At 70.4% G+C, this 17,726-nt stretch carries 17 protein-coding genes and 1 pseudogene; 10 read left to right on the top strand and 8 right to left on the bottom strand.

From position 1 onward, the window contains the following. Positions 1-388: 388 nt before the first annotated feature. Entirely contained in the window at positions 389-562 is a 174-nt protein-coding gene (locus ACGFXC_RS33580; protein ID WP_393718680.1) for a CsbD family protein, read from the bottom strand. 212 nt (positions 563-774) lie between these two features. On the opposite strand from ACGFXC_RS33580, the gene ACGFXC_RS33575 reads away from it, so the two are divergent. Continuing rightward, on the top strand, positions 775-936 hold the full coding sequence (locus tag ACGFXC_RS33575; RefSeq protein WP_393718679.1) for a hydrophobic protein: 162 nt from the start codon (positions 775-777) through the stop codon (positions 934-936). A gap of 252 nt (positions 937-1,188) precedes the next feature. Here ACGFXC_RS33575 and ACGFXC_RS33570 read toward each other — a convergent pair whose 3' ends face one another. The 4 genes from ACGFXC_RS33570 to ACGFXC_RS33555 all read right to left on the bottom strand — a co-directional run bounded on the left by ACGFXC_RS33570 (position 1,189) and on the right by ACGFXC_RS33555 (position 3,829). Beyond that, a complete protein-coding gene (locus tag ACGFXC_RS33570; protein ID WP_393718678.1) occupies positions 1,189-1,746 on the bottom strand; it encodes a helicase associated domain-containing protein in 558 nt (185 codons plus the stop codon). A gap of 171 nt (positions 1,747-1,917) precedes the next feature. After that, entirely contained in the window at positions 1,918-2,316 is a 399-nt protein-coding gene (locus tag ACGFXC_RS33565) for a hypothetical protein (protein WP_393718677.1), read from the bottom strand. Continuing rightward, entirely contained in the window at positions 2,313-3,161 is an 849-nt protein-coding gene (locus ACGFXC_RS33560; protein WP_393718676.1) for an IS5 family transposase, read from the bottom strand. The genes ACGFXC_RS33565 and ACGFXC_RS33560 overlap by 4 nt, the downstream gene beginning before the upstream one ends. A 146-nt stretch (positions 3,162-3,307) precedes the next feature. After that, a complete protein-coding gene (locus ACGFXC_RS33555) occupies positions 3,308-3,829 on the bottom strand; it encodes an SMI1/KNR4 family protein (protein WP_393718675.1) in 522 nt (173 codons plus the stop codon). Between the two features lie 185 nt (positions 3,830-4,014). On the opposite strand from ACGFXC_RS33555, the gene ACGFXC_RS33550 reads away from it, so the two are divergent. The 7 genes from ACGFXC_RS33550 (at position 4,015) to ACGFXC_RS33520 (ending at position 11,459) form a co-directional block, all read left to right on the top strand. After that, a complete protein-coding gene (locus tag ACGFXC_RS33550; RefSeq protein ID WP_393718674.1) occupies positions 4,015-4,263 on the top strand; it encodes a hypothetical protein in 249 nt (82 codons plus the stop codon). A gap of 32 nt (positions 4,264-4,295) precedes the next feature. Continuing rightward, positions 4,296-4,874: a hypothetical protein gene (locus ACGFXC_RS33545; RefSeq protein WP_393718673.1), complete on the top strand. Its 579-nt coding sequence runs from the start codon at positions 4,296-4,298 to the stop codon at positions 4,872-4,874. Positions 4,875-5,918: 1,044 nt separating this feature from the next. Further along, positions 5,919-6,509, top strand: coding sequence for an SMI1/KNR4 family protein (locus ACGFXC_RS33540; protein ID WP_393718672.1), 591 nt, complete (start codon positions 5,919-5,921; stop codon positions 6,507-6,509). Between the two features lie 2,155 nt (positions 6,510-8,664). Continuing rightward, positions 8,665-8,850 (top strand): hypothetical protein, encoded by a 186-nt coding sequence (locus ACGFXC_RS33535; RefSeq protein WP_393718671.1) that lies wholly within the window; start codon positions 8,665-8,667, stop codon positions 8,848-8,850. 426 nt (positions 8,851-9,276) lie between these two features. After that, the gene (locus ACGFXC_RS33530; protein WP_393718670.1) at positions 9,277-9,630 is read left to right on the top strand and encodes a hypothetical protein; all 354 of its coding nucleotides are present in this window, start codon (positions 9,277-9,279) and stop codon (positions 9,628-9,630) included. After that, a complete protein-coding gene (locus tag ACGFXC_RS33525) occupies positions 9,543-10,946 on the top strand; it encodes a hypothetical protein (RefSeq protein ID WP_393718669.1) in 1,404 nt (467 codons plus the stop codon). The genes ACGFXC_RS33530 and ACGFXC_RS33525 overlap by 88 nt, the downstream gene beginning before the upstream one ends. Positions 10,947-11,009: 63 nt before the next feature. Then, positions 11,010-11,459 (top strand): hypothetical protein, encoded by a 450-nt coding sequence (locus ACGFXC_RS33520; protein ID WP_393718668.1) that lies wholly within the window; start codon positions 11,010-11,012, stop codon positions 11,457-11,459. A 144-nt stretch (positions 11,460-11,603) separates the two neighbouring features. Here ACGFXC_RS33520 and ACGFXC_RS33515 read toward each other — a convergent pair whose 3' ends face one another. Further along, positions 11,604-13,133: a serine/threonine-protein kinase gene (locus ACGFXC_RS33515; protein WP_393718667.1), complete on the bottom strand. Its 1,530-nt coding sequence runs from the start codon at positions 13,131-13,133 to the stop codon at positions 11,604-11,606. 330 nt (positions 13,134-13,463) lie between these two features. Here ACGFXC_RS33515 and ACGFXC_RS33510 point away from each other — a divergent pair, with 330 nt between their 5' ends. Then, positions 13,464-13,994, top strand: a complete 531-nt coding sequence (locus ACGFXC_RS33510) for a hypothetical protein (RefSeq protein ID WP_393718666.1) — start codon at positions 13,464-13,466, stop codon at positions 13,992-13,994. Positions 13,995-14,004: 10 nt separating this feature from the next. Further along, complete coding sequence (locus ACGFXC_RS33505; protein ID WP_393718665.1) at positions 14,005-14,325, top strand: hypothetical protein; 321 nt, start codon at positions 14,005-14,007, stop codon at positions 14,323-14,325. A gap of 48 nt (positions 14,326-14,373) precedes the next feature. On the opposite strand, the gene ACGFXC_RS33500 is transcribed toward ACGFXC_RS33505, so the two are convergent. After that, positions 14,374-14,796 carry a hypothetical protein gene (locus ACGFXC_RS33500; RefSeq protein WP_393718664.1) on the bottom strand — a complete coding sequence of 141 codons (423 nt, stop codon included), beginning with the start codon at positions 14,794-14,796 and terminating at the stop codon, positions 14,374-14,376. Positions 14,797-15,173: 377 nt separating this feature from the next. Then, positions 15,174-16,865, bottom strand: a pseudogene (locus ACGFXC_RS33495) (Helicase associated domain protein); the annotation flags it as partial. Positions 16,866-17,726 lie beyond the last annotated feature (861 nt).

The following is a 17,726-nucleotide window of genomic DNA, read 5'->3' as shown; positions in this document are numbered from 1 at the left end:
AGCCCGGAGCAGGACGGATCCCTCAGCCCCTACCCCCATAACGGGCACACACCACGCATTGCGTGATAATCCGGCCATCCCGGCGGACAGTCCCTCCCCACCGCCACGCGCAAGGGCTCCATCGGGTGCGGCCGGCGGCCGGAGGTTTCCGCCCCCGTGCTGGTGCACCGACCACGCCCCGCCTCACGAAGGAACCCGGGGCGGTGGATGCGGGACTGGGAGGGTCGGCGGACGCGGTCCAGAGCCTGCCGGCTCGCTACGGCGGCTGGCCGGTAGGGTCCTGCCCCCCCCGGCCGCGGGCCGGGACACAGGGCTGGGCCCCGACCCGGGGGGAGGGGGTCGGGGCCCAGCGGGTGCCGCGGGTCAGGGCCGCGGCACGGGGTGTGGTTCAGTGGCGGAAGGTGTCCTTGATGTCTTCCTTGGCCTGGCGGGCGTTGCCCTTGGCCTGGTCGGCGTGGCCCTCGGCGGTCATCCGCTCGTTGCCGACCGCACGGCCCAGGGTCTCCTTGGCCTTGCCCTTGGCCTGCTCGGCCTGCGCCTTGGTCTTCTCGGTGCCCGACATGGGGACCTCCTCGCGTTGGTACCGGGTTGGTCGTAACGACCCGCCTGCTCCCGATCCCCGGGCGCAAACCCCCTTCGTGTCCGCGACGAGTTCGAGAGCTGGTGAGGAGCCGGGCGCGCACGTATGCCCGCCTGCACCGATAAGAAACAAATAAAGATCATGCGCATGGGTTCCGAACGGCCGGGCAACTGCTGCTTCGGAGGTTGATAACTATGGTTCCCCTGCTTCTCGTTCTTCTGCTCGCTCTGATCCTTTTCGGTGCCGGTTTCGCGGTGAAGATCCTCTGGTGGGTCGCGATCGCGGTGCTGGTCCTGTGGCTCATCGGCTTCGTGGCCAAACCCAAGAGCAGTAGCGGCCGCTGGTACCGCTGGTAGCCCGGCAGCCCGCGCTGCACGCCGGTGGCCCGTCCCGTTCCCGGGGCGGGCCACAGGCATGTCCGCGTCCCCGACGCCGGAGCGGCTGCCTCGCGCAGACACCCGTATGGGCAGATAAGGGATGGGGTCGGGGAAGCGGGGTACCTGGTCAGTGTCGGGGTGGCCGCCGTGCTGTAGCAGGGAACCTGCTCGCCTCCAACGAGCGGCGGCCGCCCGGGCCCGGCCGTCCCGGGCTCGGGTCACAGCCCCGCCCTACCGCGCCCAGCCCAACCCGAGTTCGCCGAGCGCGGCGAGCTGCTCGGCGTCGAGCCGGTCACGGCGGCCCCGTTGGTTCGTGAGCCATACGCCGGTGCGGTGGATGCTGCCGTCGGGCAGGGTCTGCACCACGCTGAGGCTGGGCATCCGGCCTTCCGCCTCCAGGTACTGGGCGAGCGCGTCCAGCTCGGTCTGGAGCGCCGCCGCGCTCCGCCCGGTGGTCGCGGTCGCCCTGGCGGCCGTCGTACGCGGCTCTGCAGCAGCAGTCACGCCGAGCCGCGCAAGCCGCTGCTGCTCGGCGTTCAGCCGGCCGAAGTGCCGGCGCTGCGCGGGCAGCCACCGGCCGACGTCCTCGCCGTGCCGGGTGACCCCGGGCAGGATCGCGGGGAGAAGCGCGCCGTCGTCGAGGAACTGGGCGAGGTAGGCGTACTGCCGCTGCCAGTCCACCGTCGCCCCGTACGCGGCGGGGTTCCAGTCCGGGTCGATGGCGGCCAGTTCCGCGGCCCGCCGCTCGGCGCGTACGGGATCCTTCCCGAGCCCGCCCGGCCGGCGCACGTTGGTGAGCCACTGCCCAGCGGCGACGGGCTCGACTACCGGAACATCTCGACCTGCTCCCGGACTGCCAACTCCACACCCAACATCGCAGGTGCTGAGAGGGCGGTTCGTAAGCTGATGTCCGTTTCCGTGTGGGATGGGGCAGGGCTGCTAGTCACGGTGCTCGGCCGGTTACTGCTTCCTGGCGAAGCTGCCGGTGTCGACTTCGGTGAGGATGTCGAGCTTGACCAGGCGTTTCAGTTCGGCGCGGGTGCCCTCGATGTTCTTCGGCAGCAGTTCGTGGTCCAGGGCTTCGCAGACGTCCCGGGCCCGCAGGGGGCCGGTCGCGTCGTTGAAGACGCCCAGGATGCGGGGATAGTCCGGGTGCTCGGGCATGTCTGGCGGGGCGGCCGGGAGCCGGTCGGCAAGGCCGGTGACGGTTCTCCGTGTGATCGCGAGGTGTTCGAGGTGGGTCTCGGCCTCCCGCAACCGGGCGTGTAGTTCGCCGATGCGAGTGCGGAGGTCGTCGGCCAGGCCCCGGGCGGCGTTCTCATGGATGTCGAGCGCGTCGAGCAGGTGCTGGAGGTTCACGCGCTCACCGCCTGCCGCTCGCGCCATGTGGGCGTGTTCCCGCCGGTAAGGCGGCGGGCCATGACCTGGGTCATGGCCCAGTAGACCCGGGAGGCGGACGAGGCCGGGTGGTGCTCGTAGTCGCGGACCAGACGCCGGTGCAATATCAGGATCCCGTAGGTCTGCTCGACCTTCCACCGCTTCGTCTGCGGAACGAACCCCTTCTCCTGTGGATTGCGTTGAACGGTCTCGACGTCGATGCCCAGGCCTGCTCCGTGCGCGGTGACCTGGTTCTTGAAGCCCTGGTCGGCCAGGGCCTTCTCGACGGTTCCGTCGGTGTGGTCGGCGACCTGGTCCAGCAAAGCGACGCCCGCGGTGTTGTCGTGCGCGCTCGCGGCGAGAACGACCACCGCGATGACCAGGCCGAGCACGTCCACGGCCAGTCCGCGCTTGCGGCCTGGGACCCTCTTCGCCGGATCCCGGCCGGTCGTGGAGGCGGGGACCCCGGCGGCAGCGTGGACACTCTGGGTGTCCAGGACCACCAGGGTCGGGTCCTCTACTCGACCGGCCTTCCCACGGACCTGGCAGCGCAGGAGTTCGTGAATGACCTGGTCCGTTCCGTCGTCCCGCCAGGCCGCAAAGTAGTAGTACGTCGCGCTCTTCGGCGGCAGGTCGTGCGGGAGGTAGGCCCACTGGCAGCCGGTCCGACCCTGGTAGAGGATCGCGTTCACGATCTCCCGCATGGCGTAGGTGCCCTGATGGCCGCTGACCGAGCGGTGCCGGTCCTTCCACGCCGTGATCACCGGCTCGATCAGAGCCCACTGCGCCTCGGATAAGTCGCTGGGGTAGGGCATTCGTTCACTCACATCAGCACACCAGCAGACGAGCGCCTGCGGACCTGCCGATTCCGTCACTCACCCACACCATCAGGCGACGACAGAGCCACTCGAAAGTCACGAACCGCCCGCTGAGGGGCACTGGAGACACTGCCCTACTCCGGCGCCCTGACCTGTCAGTCGGTGGTGAACTCCGCGCCGCCCTTTCCGAACAGACGCGTCCCTGTCGGGTTCCCGTCGAATTCTCCAGTGAGGAGCTGCAGCAGGAATTCCGTCATGGTGCAGTCGTAGACTGTCCACTCACCTCCGTGCGTATAGACAGCCACAGGCCACGTGCCGGGTTCGTCGCTGCTCGTGATCCAGCCTAGTACGTCCGCTTCGACTGTCTCCCCCCAGACCATGATGTCCGCCGGGCCATAGAGCTCGGCGTGCAGCAGGTCGTTCCACTCGTCAACCTCCGGTAGGTCGAGAACATCCGGCGGAAGCCTTGAGGTGTGACGCGAAGGAAGATGAGGATCCGTGCTCGGAGCGAAGACGGACAGCATTCCGTCAACTTCACCGCTGCCGTAGACGGACAGGAAGTCCTTGTAATCGGACGGGAATCGGGTGCCGTACGCCGTCGCGATATCGTCCCAGTCGATGAAGAGCCCCATACTCGTCGGCTGCATGAGGTGTCGAAGTCGCTCGAGGGCGGTCATGGTCTCTCTCATCTTCGTAGTCCAGCCAGTCGTGGCCTCGCATGGGAACCGGTTGGGAACATCATCACACCAGCAGGTGAGCGCCTGCGGACCGGCGGGTTCCGCCGCGCACCCACGCCTTCAGGCGATGACAGAGACACACAAAAACTCACGAACCGCCCTCTGAGAGACATCCGGTGGGCAACATGGCGGACTACGAGACGCAGGTGCTCGCTGCGGTCTGCTCAGGCCAGGTGGTGAGTTACAAGGTGACGCCGCTGTACATGGGGTCCAAGGTTGTACCGTACGCCTATCGAATGCAGGCGACCGGCTACACGCAGGACGGCAGCGCCATACTGTTCTTTGAAAAGAACGTTCCGAACGTCATCAAGAGCGTCAATGACGGTAAATGGCACAACCTCGGACGCCGAGCCCCGGAAGGACCGTTGAGGTAACTGTGAGTGAATCATCGAGATACATCTCATGGATGCCAGAGATCAGAAGCCTGCTTAGCCCTATCGGCGAGACCGTAGGCGAGACCGTCGACTGGGAATCAGTCTCGCGCGCTTACGGAACAGCGTTCCCCAGCGACTTTCGGGAGTTCATTGAACAGGTCGGCGGCGGATCGATCGAAGACCAGCTCGTGGTTCTTGCCCCGTGCCCGGATGAGCATCCGCAGAATTCGGTCTCGAGGTTCAATCGGCCTGTCATCGTCGAGGCGGACCGCAATGACGGATGGAGTTCGCCCCAACTCGCCCAGCGCTACCCGCTGGCGAAGATGCTGATCTGGGGTGACACCGTGGGGGCGGACACGCTGTGCTGGTTCGCGGAGGATCCGGACCCTGATGCGTGGCCCGTCGCGGTATTCAGCCGCGCCAGTTTGATGTGGTCCGTACACCACTGCGGAATGTCCGGATTCCTCGCCCAGGTCCTGAGTGGTGACCTGCTCGATTCGCCGCTCTCGGATGAATCGCTGCTCGGGTGGGGAGAGGCCCGGTTTCTAAACTTCCGTGACGAGAAGGCATTGTACGAATCGGGTGTCGACCCCTGGGAGTGTGATGAATAGGGCTCTGGATCGACGTACGGACGGTCTGGAGCAGACGCCCTGACCTTGTGCCCCAGTGCTGCTGGGGCACAAGGTCAGGTAATGACCGTGTATGCCGCGCACAGTTTCACGATGGGCGCAGCATACGCATTCTCTGACGTCATCGGGCTTACCCTCCATGCCGCTGGGGGATGCATACGGTCGGCACGTGCGTGCTTGGAAGGTGCAAGGTCGAGTTCCACGCCGGGGGCCGTACGGTGGTGGCGGGCCTGCCGCCCGGCAGCGGCGGGGCAAGTACCCGGTCGGCATGGGCCTCGCTGACTTCTATCGGGCCCAGGACCCGATGGTGGCCGCGGCGAGGCAGCCGCGGCGGCCTCGTTGATTCAGCCCAGCTCGGGTAGGAGTCCGTGCCCGGCCTGGAGCTCGTACTCGGGCCCGGGCTTGAGCCGGTGCTCGGGGGGTGGGGGTTCGCGCGGGCTGGGTGTGTTCCGGAAGGTCGTCTGCCGGCGCGCCCAGGTGCCCGGCGGCGGTTTCTAGCGGCTTCTCGGCCGGATTGGTGGAGGTTTCGGGCCGGTTGGGTTGTGGTCTTGGCTGGGTTTGTGGCTGGGAGGGATGATGGGGCCGCCGGGGTGTTCACCTTTGGCCTGGGGTTCGGGGGGTGTGTATGAGGGTGCACGGGAAGGTGTGGGAGACGGAGGAGAAGCTGCGGGAGATCGGCGCGGATTACCTCCAGGAGGTCGCCGCCCTTCGCGGGCAGGTAGCCGCTGCTGAGGAGTCCCCTGAGGACACCCCCTCCGAGACAGACTGAAACACCCTCCCCCTGAACGAGGTCACACGCTCGCGGAGCGGTTTGTGAAGGTGGCGCGGTGGCGCATGGCCGGGGATGTCGCGGGGCCCTGGTGCTCGCCGTGCGTGTGGGCGGGCAGGCCGCGACCGGCGGCCGGACGTTTCCGCCCCGCGCTAAGCCTGTTCTGTTCTTTACCTACCAGTCTGCCCAGGCACAGCGCGCCCCTTGACCTGCACCTCTGAGCCTGCGGCTGGTCTCGGGCTGAGATGCTACAGCTCATGATCGAACCGCCTCTGATCGGCATCACGCCCGTGATTCCGCCCGTCGCCGCCTCCTGGCAGCGCATCGACGCATGGCTGGCCCGGCATGCGCCCGCTCGACTCGCAGAGCTTGCTCCTCCGGCTTCGCCCCAGGCCATCGCCCAACTCGAAGTCGCGTTGGGCATACGTCTTCCCACCGACCTGCGCGCATCGCTCCTGTGCCACAACGGGGATTCGTCCTGTCTTGGCATTCTGCCGTGCGGCCCGCTGTATTCCACGGACGCAATCGCCGACGTGAGACAAAGGCGTATGAGGACCTGGGAGGGCGAGGACGACCCGGACGAGCAGGAGACTCCGTGGTGGGGAAGGGAGTGGATTCCCTTCGCAGGCGGTGATGGCGATGAGCACTTCGTCGACGCGGGCCCGGGCTTGTGGCAGGACCATCTCGGTCGCGCCCCGCACGACGACCATGCCTACTTCCTGGGGTGGCCGAGCCTTGGAACCTGGCTCCACGAGGTGGCCGACGCCATGGAACACCACGATCGGACCGACCGCCTCGACTCGGTCGCCCATCCCTCCGTAGACGAGGACGGAGAGATCGACTGGTGAGCAGAGGGACGCGCTGTGACCCGCTGGGCCCGCTCGGTCCGGCTGCCGGCCAGGCGGAGCGGGTGTGTTGCAGTTCGGCCGTGCTGCCGTAGCCGGGCGGGTGGCTGCGCCGCAGTGATAAGGGGTCAGTGCGTGGTCGGGCTTGGGCTGGTGCCGGCCGGGCAGCGGGGTGAGGGCTCAGGCCCCCGCGCCCGCGAAGAAACGCTCTGCTGCCCGTGCTGACGCGAGCTGGAGTTACTGCGCGGGCTGGAGCTCGCGCCCGGGAGGGAGCTCGTACTCGGGTGGGGTCTGGCGGAGCTGGGGCTCGCGCTCTGCCGGTGGGCTGGCGGGTGGTGCGCCGGGGGCGGGTGCGGTGGGGGTCTGGCGTGGGGCGTTGTGCTGACCGGGCTCGTGGTCGGCGCGCGGTTCGAGCTGGGGGCTCTCGCGCGGAGGCCGGGCTGCGTCGGGTAGCCGTTCGCGGAATTCGGTGTGGGCGTGGCAAGGCAGCTGGCCTGTGGTGGGGTCGGCCGCCGTGTGAGTGGGCGGGTTAGGCGTGGGCGGTCTCTGCGCGGAGGCAGCTGCCCGCGCGCCGAGCGCCGGACGCGGGGCCGAGGCCAGAGGGTGCCCACCGAGGCGGCCCGCCCCCCCCGATCCCGGGACCTCACACAGCCGGCCCCGCCCAGCCGGCCGAGTCCGGTCCGGGCCCGCAGTTGCTCGGCGTCCTTGTCGACCGATCCAGGGCCGTCCGCTGCCGCCCGCTCGCCGCCTGTTGCCCGTACGGGGCCCCATTTCCACTCCTGCTGGGCCCGCTCCCGCCCGGCTGACGGCCCGGGCCGAGCGGGCGGGAGTCGGGCGGGTTGCGGCTGCGCCGCGGTGACGAGGGATCAGCGCGCGGGCGGGTCCGCGCCCGCGCCCAGCTGGCGGCGGCCGGGGGAGCGGGGTGAGGGCCCAACGCTCCGAGCCCGCTCTTGCTGCGGCTGGACCGGCCGGGCGCCCGCAGCGTCCGGGCCCGGGCCCGGGCTGGTGCTCGTGGTTGAGCTGGAGCTCGTAAGCGGGTTGATGCCCGGCCCGGGCCCCAGCCCGGGCGCGGGCCCGAGCGTGGGCGCGGGAACCCGGCGGGTTGATGCCCGGGCTGGAGCCCGTGGGGGAGCGCTCGTGCCCGGGCTGGAGCTCGTACTCGGGCCCGGGCTGGAGCCGGTGTGCTCGGGGCGGGGGCTCGCACGGCGGGTTGGGTGTGTTCCGGAAGGGGCCCCGGCCCAGCCCGGCACCGAGTCCGGTTCGCGCCCGCGGTTGCTCGGCGTTCTTCCGGTCGGGCCAGGGCTGCTACCCGACGTCCGCTGCCTGTTGCTCGTACGGGGTCCATCTCCCAGTCCTGCTGGGCCCGCTCCGCCCGGCTGATGGCCCGGGCGGAGCGGGCGGGAGTCGGGCGGGTTGCGGTTGCGCCGTGGTGATGGGGGGTCAGTGCGCGGTCGGGTTCGGGCTTGGAGGTGGTCGGTGGAGCGGGGTGCGGGCTCCAGGCTCCCGTGCCCCTTCGACGGTTCCGGCTGCCTCCGCGCAGGCCGTGTCCGGGCTGGAGCCCGCACTTGGCTCGGGGCTGGGGTCCGGACCCGAGCTGGGGGCGGGGCTGGTGTGTGGGTTGGCGGTCCGTTCGGCTCGCGTCTGGTCTGGAGCTCGGGCTCGTGCTTGGGCTGGAGTCCGCGCTCGTGCTGGCGCTCGTGCCCGGTCTGGAGCTGGAGTCCGTGCTCGGGCTGGAGTCCGTACCCCCGGGCCCGTGTTCGGGCGGGAGTCTGCACTGCACCCGGGCTGGAGTCCCTGCTCGCGGCCGGGTTTGCGCTCGTAGTCGTGCGGTCTGGCGCTCGTACTCGCGCCCGGGCTGGAACCCGCGCCCGGGGGAGTGCTGCGTGCGGCCTGGAGGCCGTACTCGGGCCCGGGCTGGTGTCGGTGTTCGGGGGTGGGGGCTCGCACGGCGGGCTGGGTGTGTTCCGGACGCTGGGGTGATGCCTCGCACGCTGCCCCGCTTTCCCAGCTGGTCGGCCCGGTGCTCTCCTGCCCTGGTACGGGGCCTGGGGAATCGCCGTAGATCATCCGGCTGCGTGTGGGCGGGCTGGGGACGGCGCAGGATGGGGTTAGAGGTGTGGACCAGTGGGGTTCACGGGTGGAAAAACGGGTGCTGGTCGTGGAAGCGAGGGTGGCGGTGGTGTCCGGTGCGGACGGCGTGTGCGTGATCGTGTGCGCGGGGGAGTTCGACATGGACTCGGCGGGCCTGCTGGCGGAGGCGGCCGCGAGCGCGGAGTGCCTGGCCGGGCCGCCGGTGGTGATCGATGTGTCCGGCCCGGGCAGCTGGCGCGGCTCTTCGAGATGACTGGCTCGAAGGACTTGTTCGAGGTCCGGGACGCCCCGGCGGGGTGACCGGCTTCGGGTGCCGGTCACCCAGCGGGGTGGGGGTGTTCCCGAGGGTGTCGGTCCGGGCAGGGCGTCCACCCCCGGGAGCGCCGCGCGACTGCGGATGGACGCCCGGCGCGGCAGGGGGTCAACGCGGCCGGTCCCGGTTGGTCACGCTCGGCCCGGCTGCGGGTTGACGCACGTGCAGGATGTGGCGGGGCTGGTGGGGTGAAGGGTGTCACCCGGTCTGTGCCGGTGCGGGGCCGGCTGTGCGGGGGCGTGGGACGGTGCGTGCGGGGTGCCGGTACGGCGAGGTGCCGGTACTTCCACGCGGACGGGGCCCGGCCGGTGCCCGGATAGCCACCACCCTGGCCGGGCCCTGCCGACAGAGCAGAGGCGGGACGACGTGGTGCTCGAACCACCGGTGGAGCCGATGCTCGCGCAGGCCGCCGAGAGCATCCCGCCCGCGCACGTCCTGGCCGCCGGGGTGGCCTACGAGCAGAAGTTTGACGGGCACCGCGCCCTGCTCTTCACCCCCACCACCGGGGGTGGGCGGGTACTGCTCCAGGCCCGCCGCGGCGCGCTCGTGCAGGACCGGTTCCCGGACATCGTCGCGGCCGCCGCCGGGCAGCTGCCGCAGGGCCTGGTCCTCGATGGCCGGAGCAGGGCCGCTTGTCGTTCGATGGGTTGCAGCGCCGGGCCGCCGCCGGCGCCCGCACCGCCGCAGGTCTCGCGTCGGCGCTGCCCGCCTACTTCGTAGCGTTCGACGTTCTAAAGCTGGACGGCCGCGAGTTGCTGCGCGTCCCGTACAGGGACCGTAGGACCGTCCTGGAGAAGTTGTTCACCGACCACGCCCTGACCGCCCCCTGGACCCTCTGCCCCGCCACCCGCGACCTTGCCACGGCGCGGGAGTGGCTGACCACCTGGACCGAGGTGTCCGGTGTGGAGGGTCTGTTGTGGAGAGACTTTGGGGTTGGCCATCTGACCGCGGTCGGGCGTCGGGAATGCTCGCCGGTGGTGTCGGTGCGGCGTGATACGACAAGGGTAATTTACGGTCGCCGGTACAACAGGGGGACAAGCGTGACGTCTGAAGGTCTGGTCTTCGATCACGAGGCGGTACTGATCCACGGATTCGAACTGTACGAGGGCACGAACCTCGACGTGCGTAGCGTGGTCTCGGGCATGGCGCAGGATGTCAAGGACGCATACCTCTTCGAAGAGGTGGCTTGGAGCCGCTTCGGCCATGCCTACGGTTCGGGTCACGATGTGCCCCAACGGCTGACCGCCTTGCGCTCCCAGGACGCCGAGACGGCCGGGCTTGCCCTTGATCGGCTGAGGAGCAGCGTCGTTCACCAGGGTACCGTCGGCTCGGTGGCTCCCCTGACGGTGCCGTTCCTTCTACGAATTGCTGCCGTTCCTTCGACGCATTCTCGTGCGGGCGTACTCGGCCTGGCCGCCTCGGCGGCGCGAGATGAGTACTGGGGACACGCCGCACGTGACACCTTTCTCACCGTGGCCACCAAGGAACTGCGGTCCGATTGCAGCGGCTACCCGATGCACTGGTCTATCGAAGCCTCACGCAACGCGATAACCGCCGACGTCGGCCTGCTCCTCCCCCTGCTCGACGATACGGATCCCGACGTACGCACCTACACCTGCTACACCCTGGCCACCGCCTCGGGAGCCGTACAGCGCATCACGGACGCCCTTCGAACCCGCCTGACGATCGAGACGATTCCAGGCGTCCGCGCGAGCCTCGTCCTCGCCACCGCGGAGCTGGGCCGCGAACACGCCGTCACCGGCACCGCCGCCTGGGCCCGCTCCCTCTGGACCGATCCCACGCAGCCCGCCGATATCCGAGTGTCCGCCGCGCTGGGCTGGCTCTGCCTCGTGGACGAACCCGTCACGAACACACTACGGACGACGCTCGCCCCGCTGCTCACGGATGCCTTGGCGGGCGCCATGGACCATGTTCCGTGGATCAGGCAGGTCGCCCGGAACGGACTTGACCGCACGGTTGAGCAGATGTTGAACGACGAGCCGTTCGGCCTTGGGAGCGAGGACCCCTGGGCCTGAGCCCGACCGATTCCCCGGGCGCGGACAATGACCGCTTGTGCACAAGGTCTGGTCTGCAAGGGCATGAACCAGAAGTATCTCCCCGGATACCGCGGGTGGACCAAGGTCAGAAGACGGGACACCACCGAAACGGTCATCGGCGCCATCACCGGCACCCTTACCCGCCCACAGCTGCTCATCCTGGTCCGCCACGACACAGCGGGCCGACTGCGCACGGTCGGCCGGTCCGTCCCGCTGCGCCTGGAGCAGGCCCGCCACGTCGCCGAGCACCTGGCGGCCGTCGGCTCCGGACATTCATGGACGGGGGCCCGTTTCGCCGCAGCGTGGGGGTCCCGTGACGTCCTGGAGCCGGTCTTGGTCCGACCGGACCTGGTGGCGGAGGTCAGCGCCGACCGGGCCGTGGACCGCGGCGGCGTCTTCCGCCACCCGCTGCGCTTCCAACGGCCGCGCCTGGACGTGACAGTGGAGGACGTGCCCCGGTTCGGGACGGGGCCGTCCGCTGCCGCCGGGTGAGCGGTTGCCATGGGCCTTGCAGGTCTAGGGGCGTCTAGCTCACTGGGCGGGCGCGCCTTGCGCCACTTCCGTATGCCCGGGCTGCGCCGTTCGCGCGGCCCGGGCTCAGGGTCGTGGCGAGCCGCGTGCTCGGCTCTGCACCCGTCAGGAGTGGATGGGTTCGCGCATGCTCTTCCGGACCCTGGCGGCTTCCGCCGCCGCGTCGTCGAGGTTCGACGAGCTGCCCGATGTGAACGCGATGCCGCCCTCGGTGTTGTCGTCGACCCACGCGCACACGGTTTGCGTCGCCATGCCGGTCACCGTCGTGCAGGTGAAGTCGACGTCCGAGCCGGGCGGGCGGATGTCCTTGGGCGGCTGGTTGACGGTCTCACTGCCGGTCACGGTCATGGACCTCAGCGTGGATTCCCGGTACTGCTTCGGGTGCTTGAGCTGGAACCGGCCGTATGTGCCGGAGAAGTGCATCTCCCGGAACAGGGCCTTCTCGCCTCCGGTATAGGAGGCGGCGAGGTACGTCGAGTCCTTCGCACCCCCAGAGCCCTTGATCTCGTGCTCCAGGAGGCTCTCCGTAGTGCGTGTGTACGCACCGTCCGCCAGTGAGAGGTTCGCAGCGAGCTTGTGCGTGGCTGGTGGGAAGGGGCCTACCGAGTCGTCGCCGGTGAGGGTGTACGCGCCGTAGATCGCGCCGCCGACCGCGACCAGGGCGACCGCGACGCCGACGGCGAGCAGCCCGGTGCGCTTCTTCCCCGGATTCCCCGGCGGAACGGGTGCCGGTAGCGCCTCCTGGGCCTCGGCGTGCGGGACGGCTCCCACGGTCGGGGCATTCGCGACGGCCACCGCCGGGGCGGGCACGGTCGGTGTGTACGGAGCCGGCTCCGGACCAGGCTCCGGAATCGGCTCCGGTGCGAACAGGTCCAACAGCGCCTCCAGCGTGGGCCGTTGGGCCGGATTTTTGGCCAGGCATCCGGCGACCGCAGGGCGTATGCCCTGCGGCAGGGCGGACAGGTCCGGCTGTTCGTGCACCGAGCGATACATCAGCCCCATCGGAGTGCCCGCCCCGAATGCGCTGCCGCCCGCCGCCGCCACCAGCACCGCACCCAGTGCGAACACATCGGCTGCGCTGCCCACTTCCAGGCCCTGGGCCTGTTCGGGGGCGAGGAAGCCGGGGGTGCCGAAGGCCGTTCCGGTGGAGGTAAGGCGGGAGGACTCCAGGGCTCGGGCGATGCCGAAGTCGAGGACGCGCGGCCCGTCGTCGGCCATGATGATGTTGCCCGGCTTCAGGTCGCGGTGGACCAGGCCGCAGGCGTGGATGGCCTGGAGGGCCTCCGCTAACGCCGCGCCGAGTAGCCGCAGTTGGGGCTCGTCCATCGGCCCGCGCTCGACGATCAGCTCCGACAGCGTCGGCCCTGCGATGTAGGCGGTCGCCAGCCAGGGCGTCTCCGCGTCCGGGTCGGCGTCGACGACCGGCGCGGTATGGAACCCGCCAACCTTGCGGGCGGCCTCGACCTCGGCCCGGAACCGCGCGCGGAAGTGCGGGTCGGCGGCCAGCTCCGAGCGGGCCACCTTGACGGCCACGGTACGTCCGCCACGGGACCGTGCCAGATACACCGTGCCCATTCCGCCCGAGCCCAGCTCCCGCTCGATGGCGTACCCGCCGATACGTTCCGGCAGGCTCATGCCGTCCACTCCCCACCCCATGCGCCGCACGCTCCCCGTTGAGACTTCGTGCGCCAGTATGGCCGACCCGCCGGATTCCGGCGGTGCGGAGCTTGGGGCCCGGCGGTGCGGATCGCCGGACCCGGCGGCGCGGGTCACTGGACTGGAGCGGGGGACCGCAGGTGTGACTGGGAGTGGGACCCCCGAATCTGGTGATCTTGCATTCGTGCAGGTCAGTTGCCGTGGGCAAGCCCCCTTCGGGAAACGACCCCTCATTGTCTGCGATAGCCGGACGAAGAGGTCTGTCCCGTGTTCGGGGGTCGGCGCCGCCGCTGGGGTACATGTACCGGTATGGCTCGTGAACGGATCCGGTGGCCCCTCGTCGTGGACCGCGCCAGGGAGATCGTGGACGGGTACGCGCCGCTGAAGGTCACGCTCAGGCAGGTGATGTACCGCCTGGCCGCCGAGGGCGTGCTGCCGCACACGCCGCCGATGTACCGCCGCCTGTCCGCCCGGCTGGCCCAGGCCCGCCGCGTGGGCCGCTTCCCCGACCTGATCGACACCGTCCGCGAAGTCCATGTCCCGCCGGCCTGGCCGAGCGCGGACGCCTTCGTGCGGGAGATGCCCGACTGGTTCCGCCTGGACCGCACCGCCGGCCAGGAGCACGCCCTGTACGTCGCTGCGGAGAAGGACACCCTGCGGCAGCAGTTGACCGGCTGGCTCGAGTTCGCGGGTATCCCCGTCCTCATCGTCCGCGCTTCAGCTCCCAGTCCTACGCCGACGTCGTCCGCGCCCGCGTCGCCCACGAACAACGCCAAGCCCACCTTGTCGTGGTGGGCGACTTCGAGTGCTCGGGCGAGGACATCGAACGCGACTGGGTAGAGCGCACGGGTTGCTGGAGCTCGGTGACCCGGGTGCTGCTCACCCACGAACAGGTCCGCGCGTACGGGCTCCCGGCGACCGAGGGGGCAAGCGCGACGACCCGAGGTGGCCGGCCTTCGCCCGCCGCCACGGCTTCGACATCGAGCACCCGGTCCAGTGGGAGGTCGAAGCTCTGGAGCCGGACGAACTCCAGCGCCTGGTCCTCGCCGCCGTCGACCCCTACATCGACCGCGACGGCTTCGCCCGGGAGATCGCCCGCGAGGAGCAGCAGCGCCGCGCCCTGGAGGAGTTCGCCGGCAGGTGGGACGCGGAGAGCGGTGAGCAGTCCTAGGCGGTGGCTTGCGCGGAGGGGCGAGGCGCAGCAGGACGGCCTGGAAGGTCAGCGTCGTCCGATGGTGCCGCGGACGAGGGCGTAGGGCATGACGCAGAAGGCGCCGAGGTTGGTGGCGACGATTAGGGTGAGGAACAGCCAGTAGGAGAAGCTGAGGCCGTTGGAGGAGGCGAGAAGCCACCCGTAGGTGAGGGTGGCGAGGATGCCGGTGCTGGCGAGTCCGGCTGCCCAGCCCGTCTTGTTCAGCCCGATGCCGAGACCGATGAAGGCCCAGAACAGGGCGGGGCCGGCCACGGCCGCGATGGCCAGGAACACCGGGAAGTCGATGTCCCGGCCGCTCATGTAGTCCGTGAGCTCAGGTACCGAGATGAAGGTCATTAAGCCCGTGTAGGCGACGGTGATGACAACGAAGATGGTGGTGAGCACGCGGGCGGCGCGAGTGGCGGGAGGGGTGTTCGCGGCGTCGGTCATGAGGCGGTGGGCTCCTTCTCCTACGGCAGGCAGGGCGTCGGCCCCGCTCCGGTATAGCCGACGGGGACCACAGGGGTGCGTGCTTCCCGGCAAGGCTCCCCGGGGCCGGTGACGAACAAGCCACTCGAAGCGGTGACGCGGCAACGGCGACTGCAACGCCCCCGCTCGGACGTGCAACACCAGCTCTGCAACACGTGAGCACGTTGCACATCTGACCTGGGAGAACACCGGGCAACAGCCGGTCTGGGGCCCGCGTTGCAGCTCCGTGTTGCACCGCCGTCCCGTGCCGGCGGGCAAGACGGAGGCCCCGGGGGTCACGACGTCCCGGGGCCTCCACTTCGCTGACCTTCCCGCTCAACGACGAGCCGGGCAACCTGTCACGCCCAGTCCACCCCCAGCTGCGCGAGCGCGGCGAGCTGGTCGGCGGTGAGCTTGTCGCGCCGGGACTTGGTGTTGGAGACCCACACGCCCAGCTTCACCACCACCGGCTCCGCCTCGCCCTCGACCGTGACCTCTTCGCCGTGGGCGCGCGGCACCGGCCGGTCCGTACCTTCCCGTTCGACCCGCTGTGCAAGGGCCGCCAGCTCCCGCTGGAACGCCTGCTGCGCCTTGCCCGCCCCCTTCGCTCCACGAGCGCCCGCCGGGGGGCAGGGGGGCAGCGCCTGGGCGGGCTCTACGCCCAGCGCGGTCAGCCGTGCCTGCTGCTCAGGCAGCAGCCGCGCCCAGGTAGCCGGCTGCCTCTGCTGCTGGATCCACCATCCGATGTCGTCGCCGTCCATCAGCACGCCGGGGGCGATGTCGGGCAGCTGGCCGTCGGCGTCGACCAGGTCCGCCAGGACGCGGCAGTGGCGCTGCCAGTCCAAGGGCCAGGGGCAGTTCCAGTCCTTGTCGATCGCGGCGAGCTGCGCGGCCCGGGGTCGTCGCGGTGTCCTCGTCCTTCCCGAGTCCGTTCTTGGCGCCCTTGCACCGGAGGTTGGCCATGAACTGGCCGACGGGCACCATGGCGTCGTCCTCGCCCCACACGGCGTCCTGCCGGGGCGCGAGGTGTCCGGTGGTCCGCTGGTAGGAGCGGAGCACGGCGAGCTTGTTCTCCCACACCTCCTCGCCGGGCTCCCAGACCATCCCGGCCTCCGGGGCGTACAGCTCCTTGCGCCTGTCCTCGAGCTCCCCGGTGCGCAGGGTCTTGCGCTGCTGGTGCACCCACCGTCCCAGCGGGAACGCCTTGGTGACGCCGACCTCGGTCTCGGTGTCGTACGGGACGGCGTGCAGGCCAGTGATCTCGTTCTCGGCCCGCCACGGGATGAGGGCCTGGTAGCCCTCCAGCCGCACCAGGGACTCGGACCGGTAGAGCCGAGTGCGCAGGGACGCCGCGACCGTCGCGGCGTCCCGGGGCGAGGAGAAGTACAGCAGCGCCGACTCGGCCGCGGCGTCGGCGCCGTCCTCCTGGTCCTCGCGCTCCCCGCCGCCGGCTCCGACGATCCGCCCGTCCTCGTCGCGCCGGACGTGCAGCTTGCGCTTCCCGCTCGTGAGGGCGCGGGAGGCGAGCTGCTCGACCAGGTGCTCGTCGTGACTACGCAGGCCCTGGAGCAAGGCGACCAGGCCGGCATATGAGGCGGAGGCGACCATGTCCTTGGGGTCCTCGCCGAGGCCCAGGAAGACGGGCACGATGATCCGCGCGACCTTCGTGGAGCCGTCCTTGTTGAGGCGGAGGGATCGGCTGATGTTCTGGACGATCTCGACCTGGGAGCCGTGGGTGTCGGCGAAGCAGATGGCCTCCACGTCCCGCTCGCCCGTGATGTCGACACCCTCCCCGAGCACCCGCACGGAGGCGAGGAACGCCCGGTGCACGCGCCGGCTGTTCGCGTCGATGCCGTTGGCGAACTTCCGTAGGACCTCGCGCCGCTCGGTGACGAGTCCCCGCACAGCCACGCCGACCACACCCGGTCCGGCGGCACGTGGCGGCCGGCCTCCAGCTCGTAGAACTCCGCGTCGATCGAAGACTTCGGCAGCTTTCCCGCGGCCACCAGATCGGCGTCCGGGGCATCGGTGACGTACAGCTCGGCGGCCCTGCGCGACGTCGGCCGGGCCGCCCTGGTCTACACAGCCCTCGCCGATCCGGCCCCCGCCGCACCGTCCACACGGCCGGACCTGGCCATCGACCTCGACGAGCTCGCACGGGCCGCTGCGCCCGGCGCACCGGACCTTGTCGCCGAGGCTGCCGCCCGCGCGCAGAGCGCCGAGCGTGCGGCCGTGGCGAGAGGGGTGTCCGCGGCGGCGGCCCGCTCCTGCTCCACCACCACCCCCACTCGCCGGGACCCCGGCCAGCAGGTCCTGGCGGAAGCTGCGGTGCCTCGCCCACCGGCGGCAGGCCGCAGTGGCCAAGGGCACGGGGCGTACGCGGTGACGGGTGCGGCTTCCGCACCTGGATGGCGGGGAGTTCGGGCGTTCGCGGACCGGGTACGGGCCGTCTGGTGGGCGCTGTCGGGCTGGGACCGGATCGACCGATCCAGGGCTGGCGTCCGCGTCTGCCGGGCAGCATCGAACGGTGCCGGAAGACGAAATGCCCCGCTGTGTCGAGCGGGGCAGCGCGCGGGTCCGCGCGGGCCTGAGCTGGTGGCGGCCGGGGAGCGGGGTGAAGGCTCAAGCCCCCGAGCCCGCTCCCGCTGCGCCTGTGGCGTCGCCGGCCCGGCCGGGCCGTACCGTCCGGGCCCGCGCCCGGGCTGGGGCTCGCGCCCGGGGTGGCGCTCGTGGTTGAGCTGGAGCTTGCAAGCGGGTTGATGCTCGGGGCAGGGATCGGCCGGTGGGAGCCTTTGTCGCGGCGGGCAGGCCGACTCGTCGGGCCGTCCCCCCTACCTGCGGATCGGCGCAGGCCTGGTCAGGACGGCGCGGCAGTAGGGTGGTGGGCGTGCACTACTACAGCGTCAGCGAAG

It is taken from the genome of Streptomyces sp. NPDC048507 (assembly GCF_043199995.1).
Classification (GTDB): domain Bacteria; phylum Actinomycetota; class Actinomycetes; order Streptomycetales; family Streptomycetaceae; genus Streptomyces.
The sequence above is the reverse complement of the archived record's forward strand: the minus strand, read 5'-3'. Positions and strand labels throughout refer to the sequence as shown.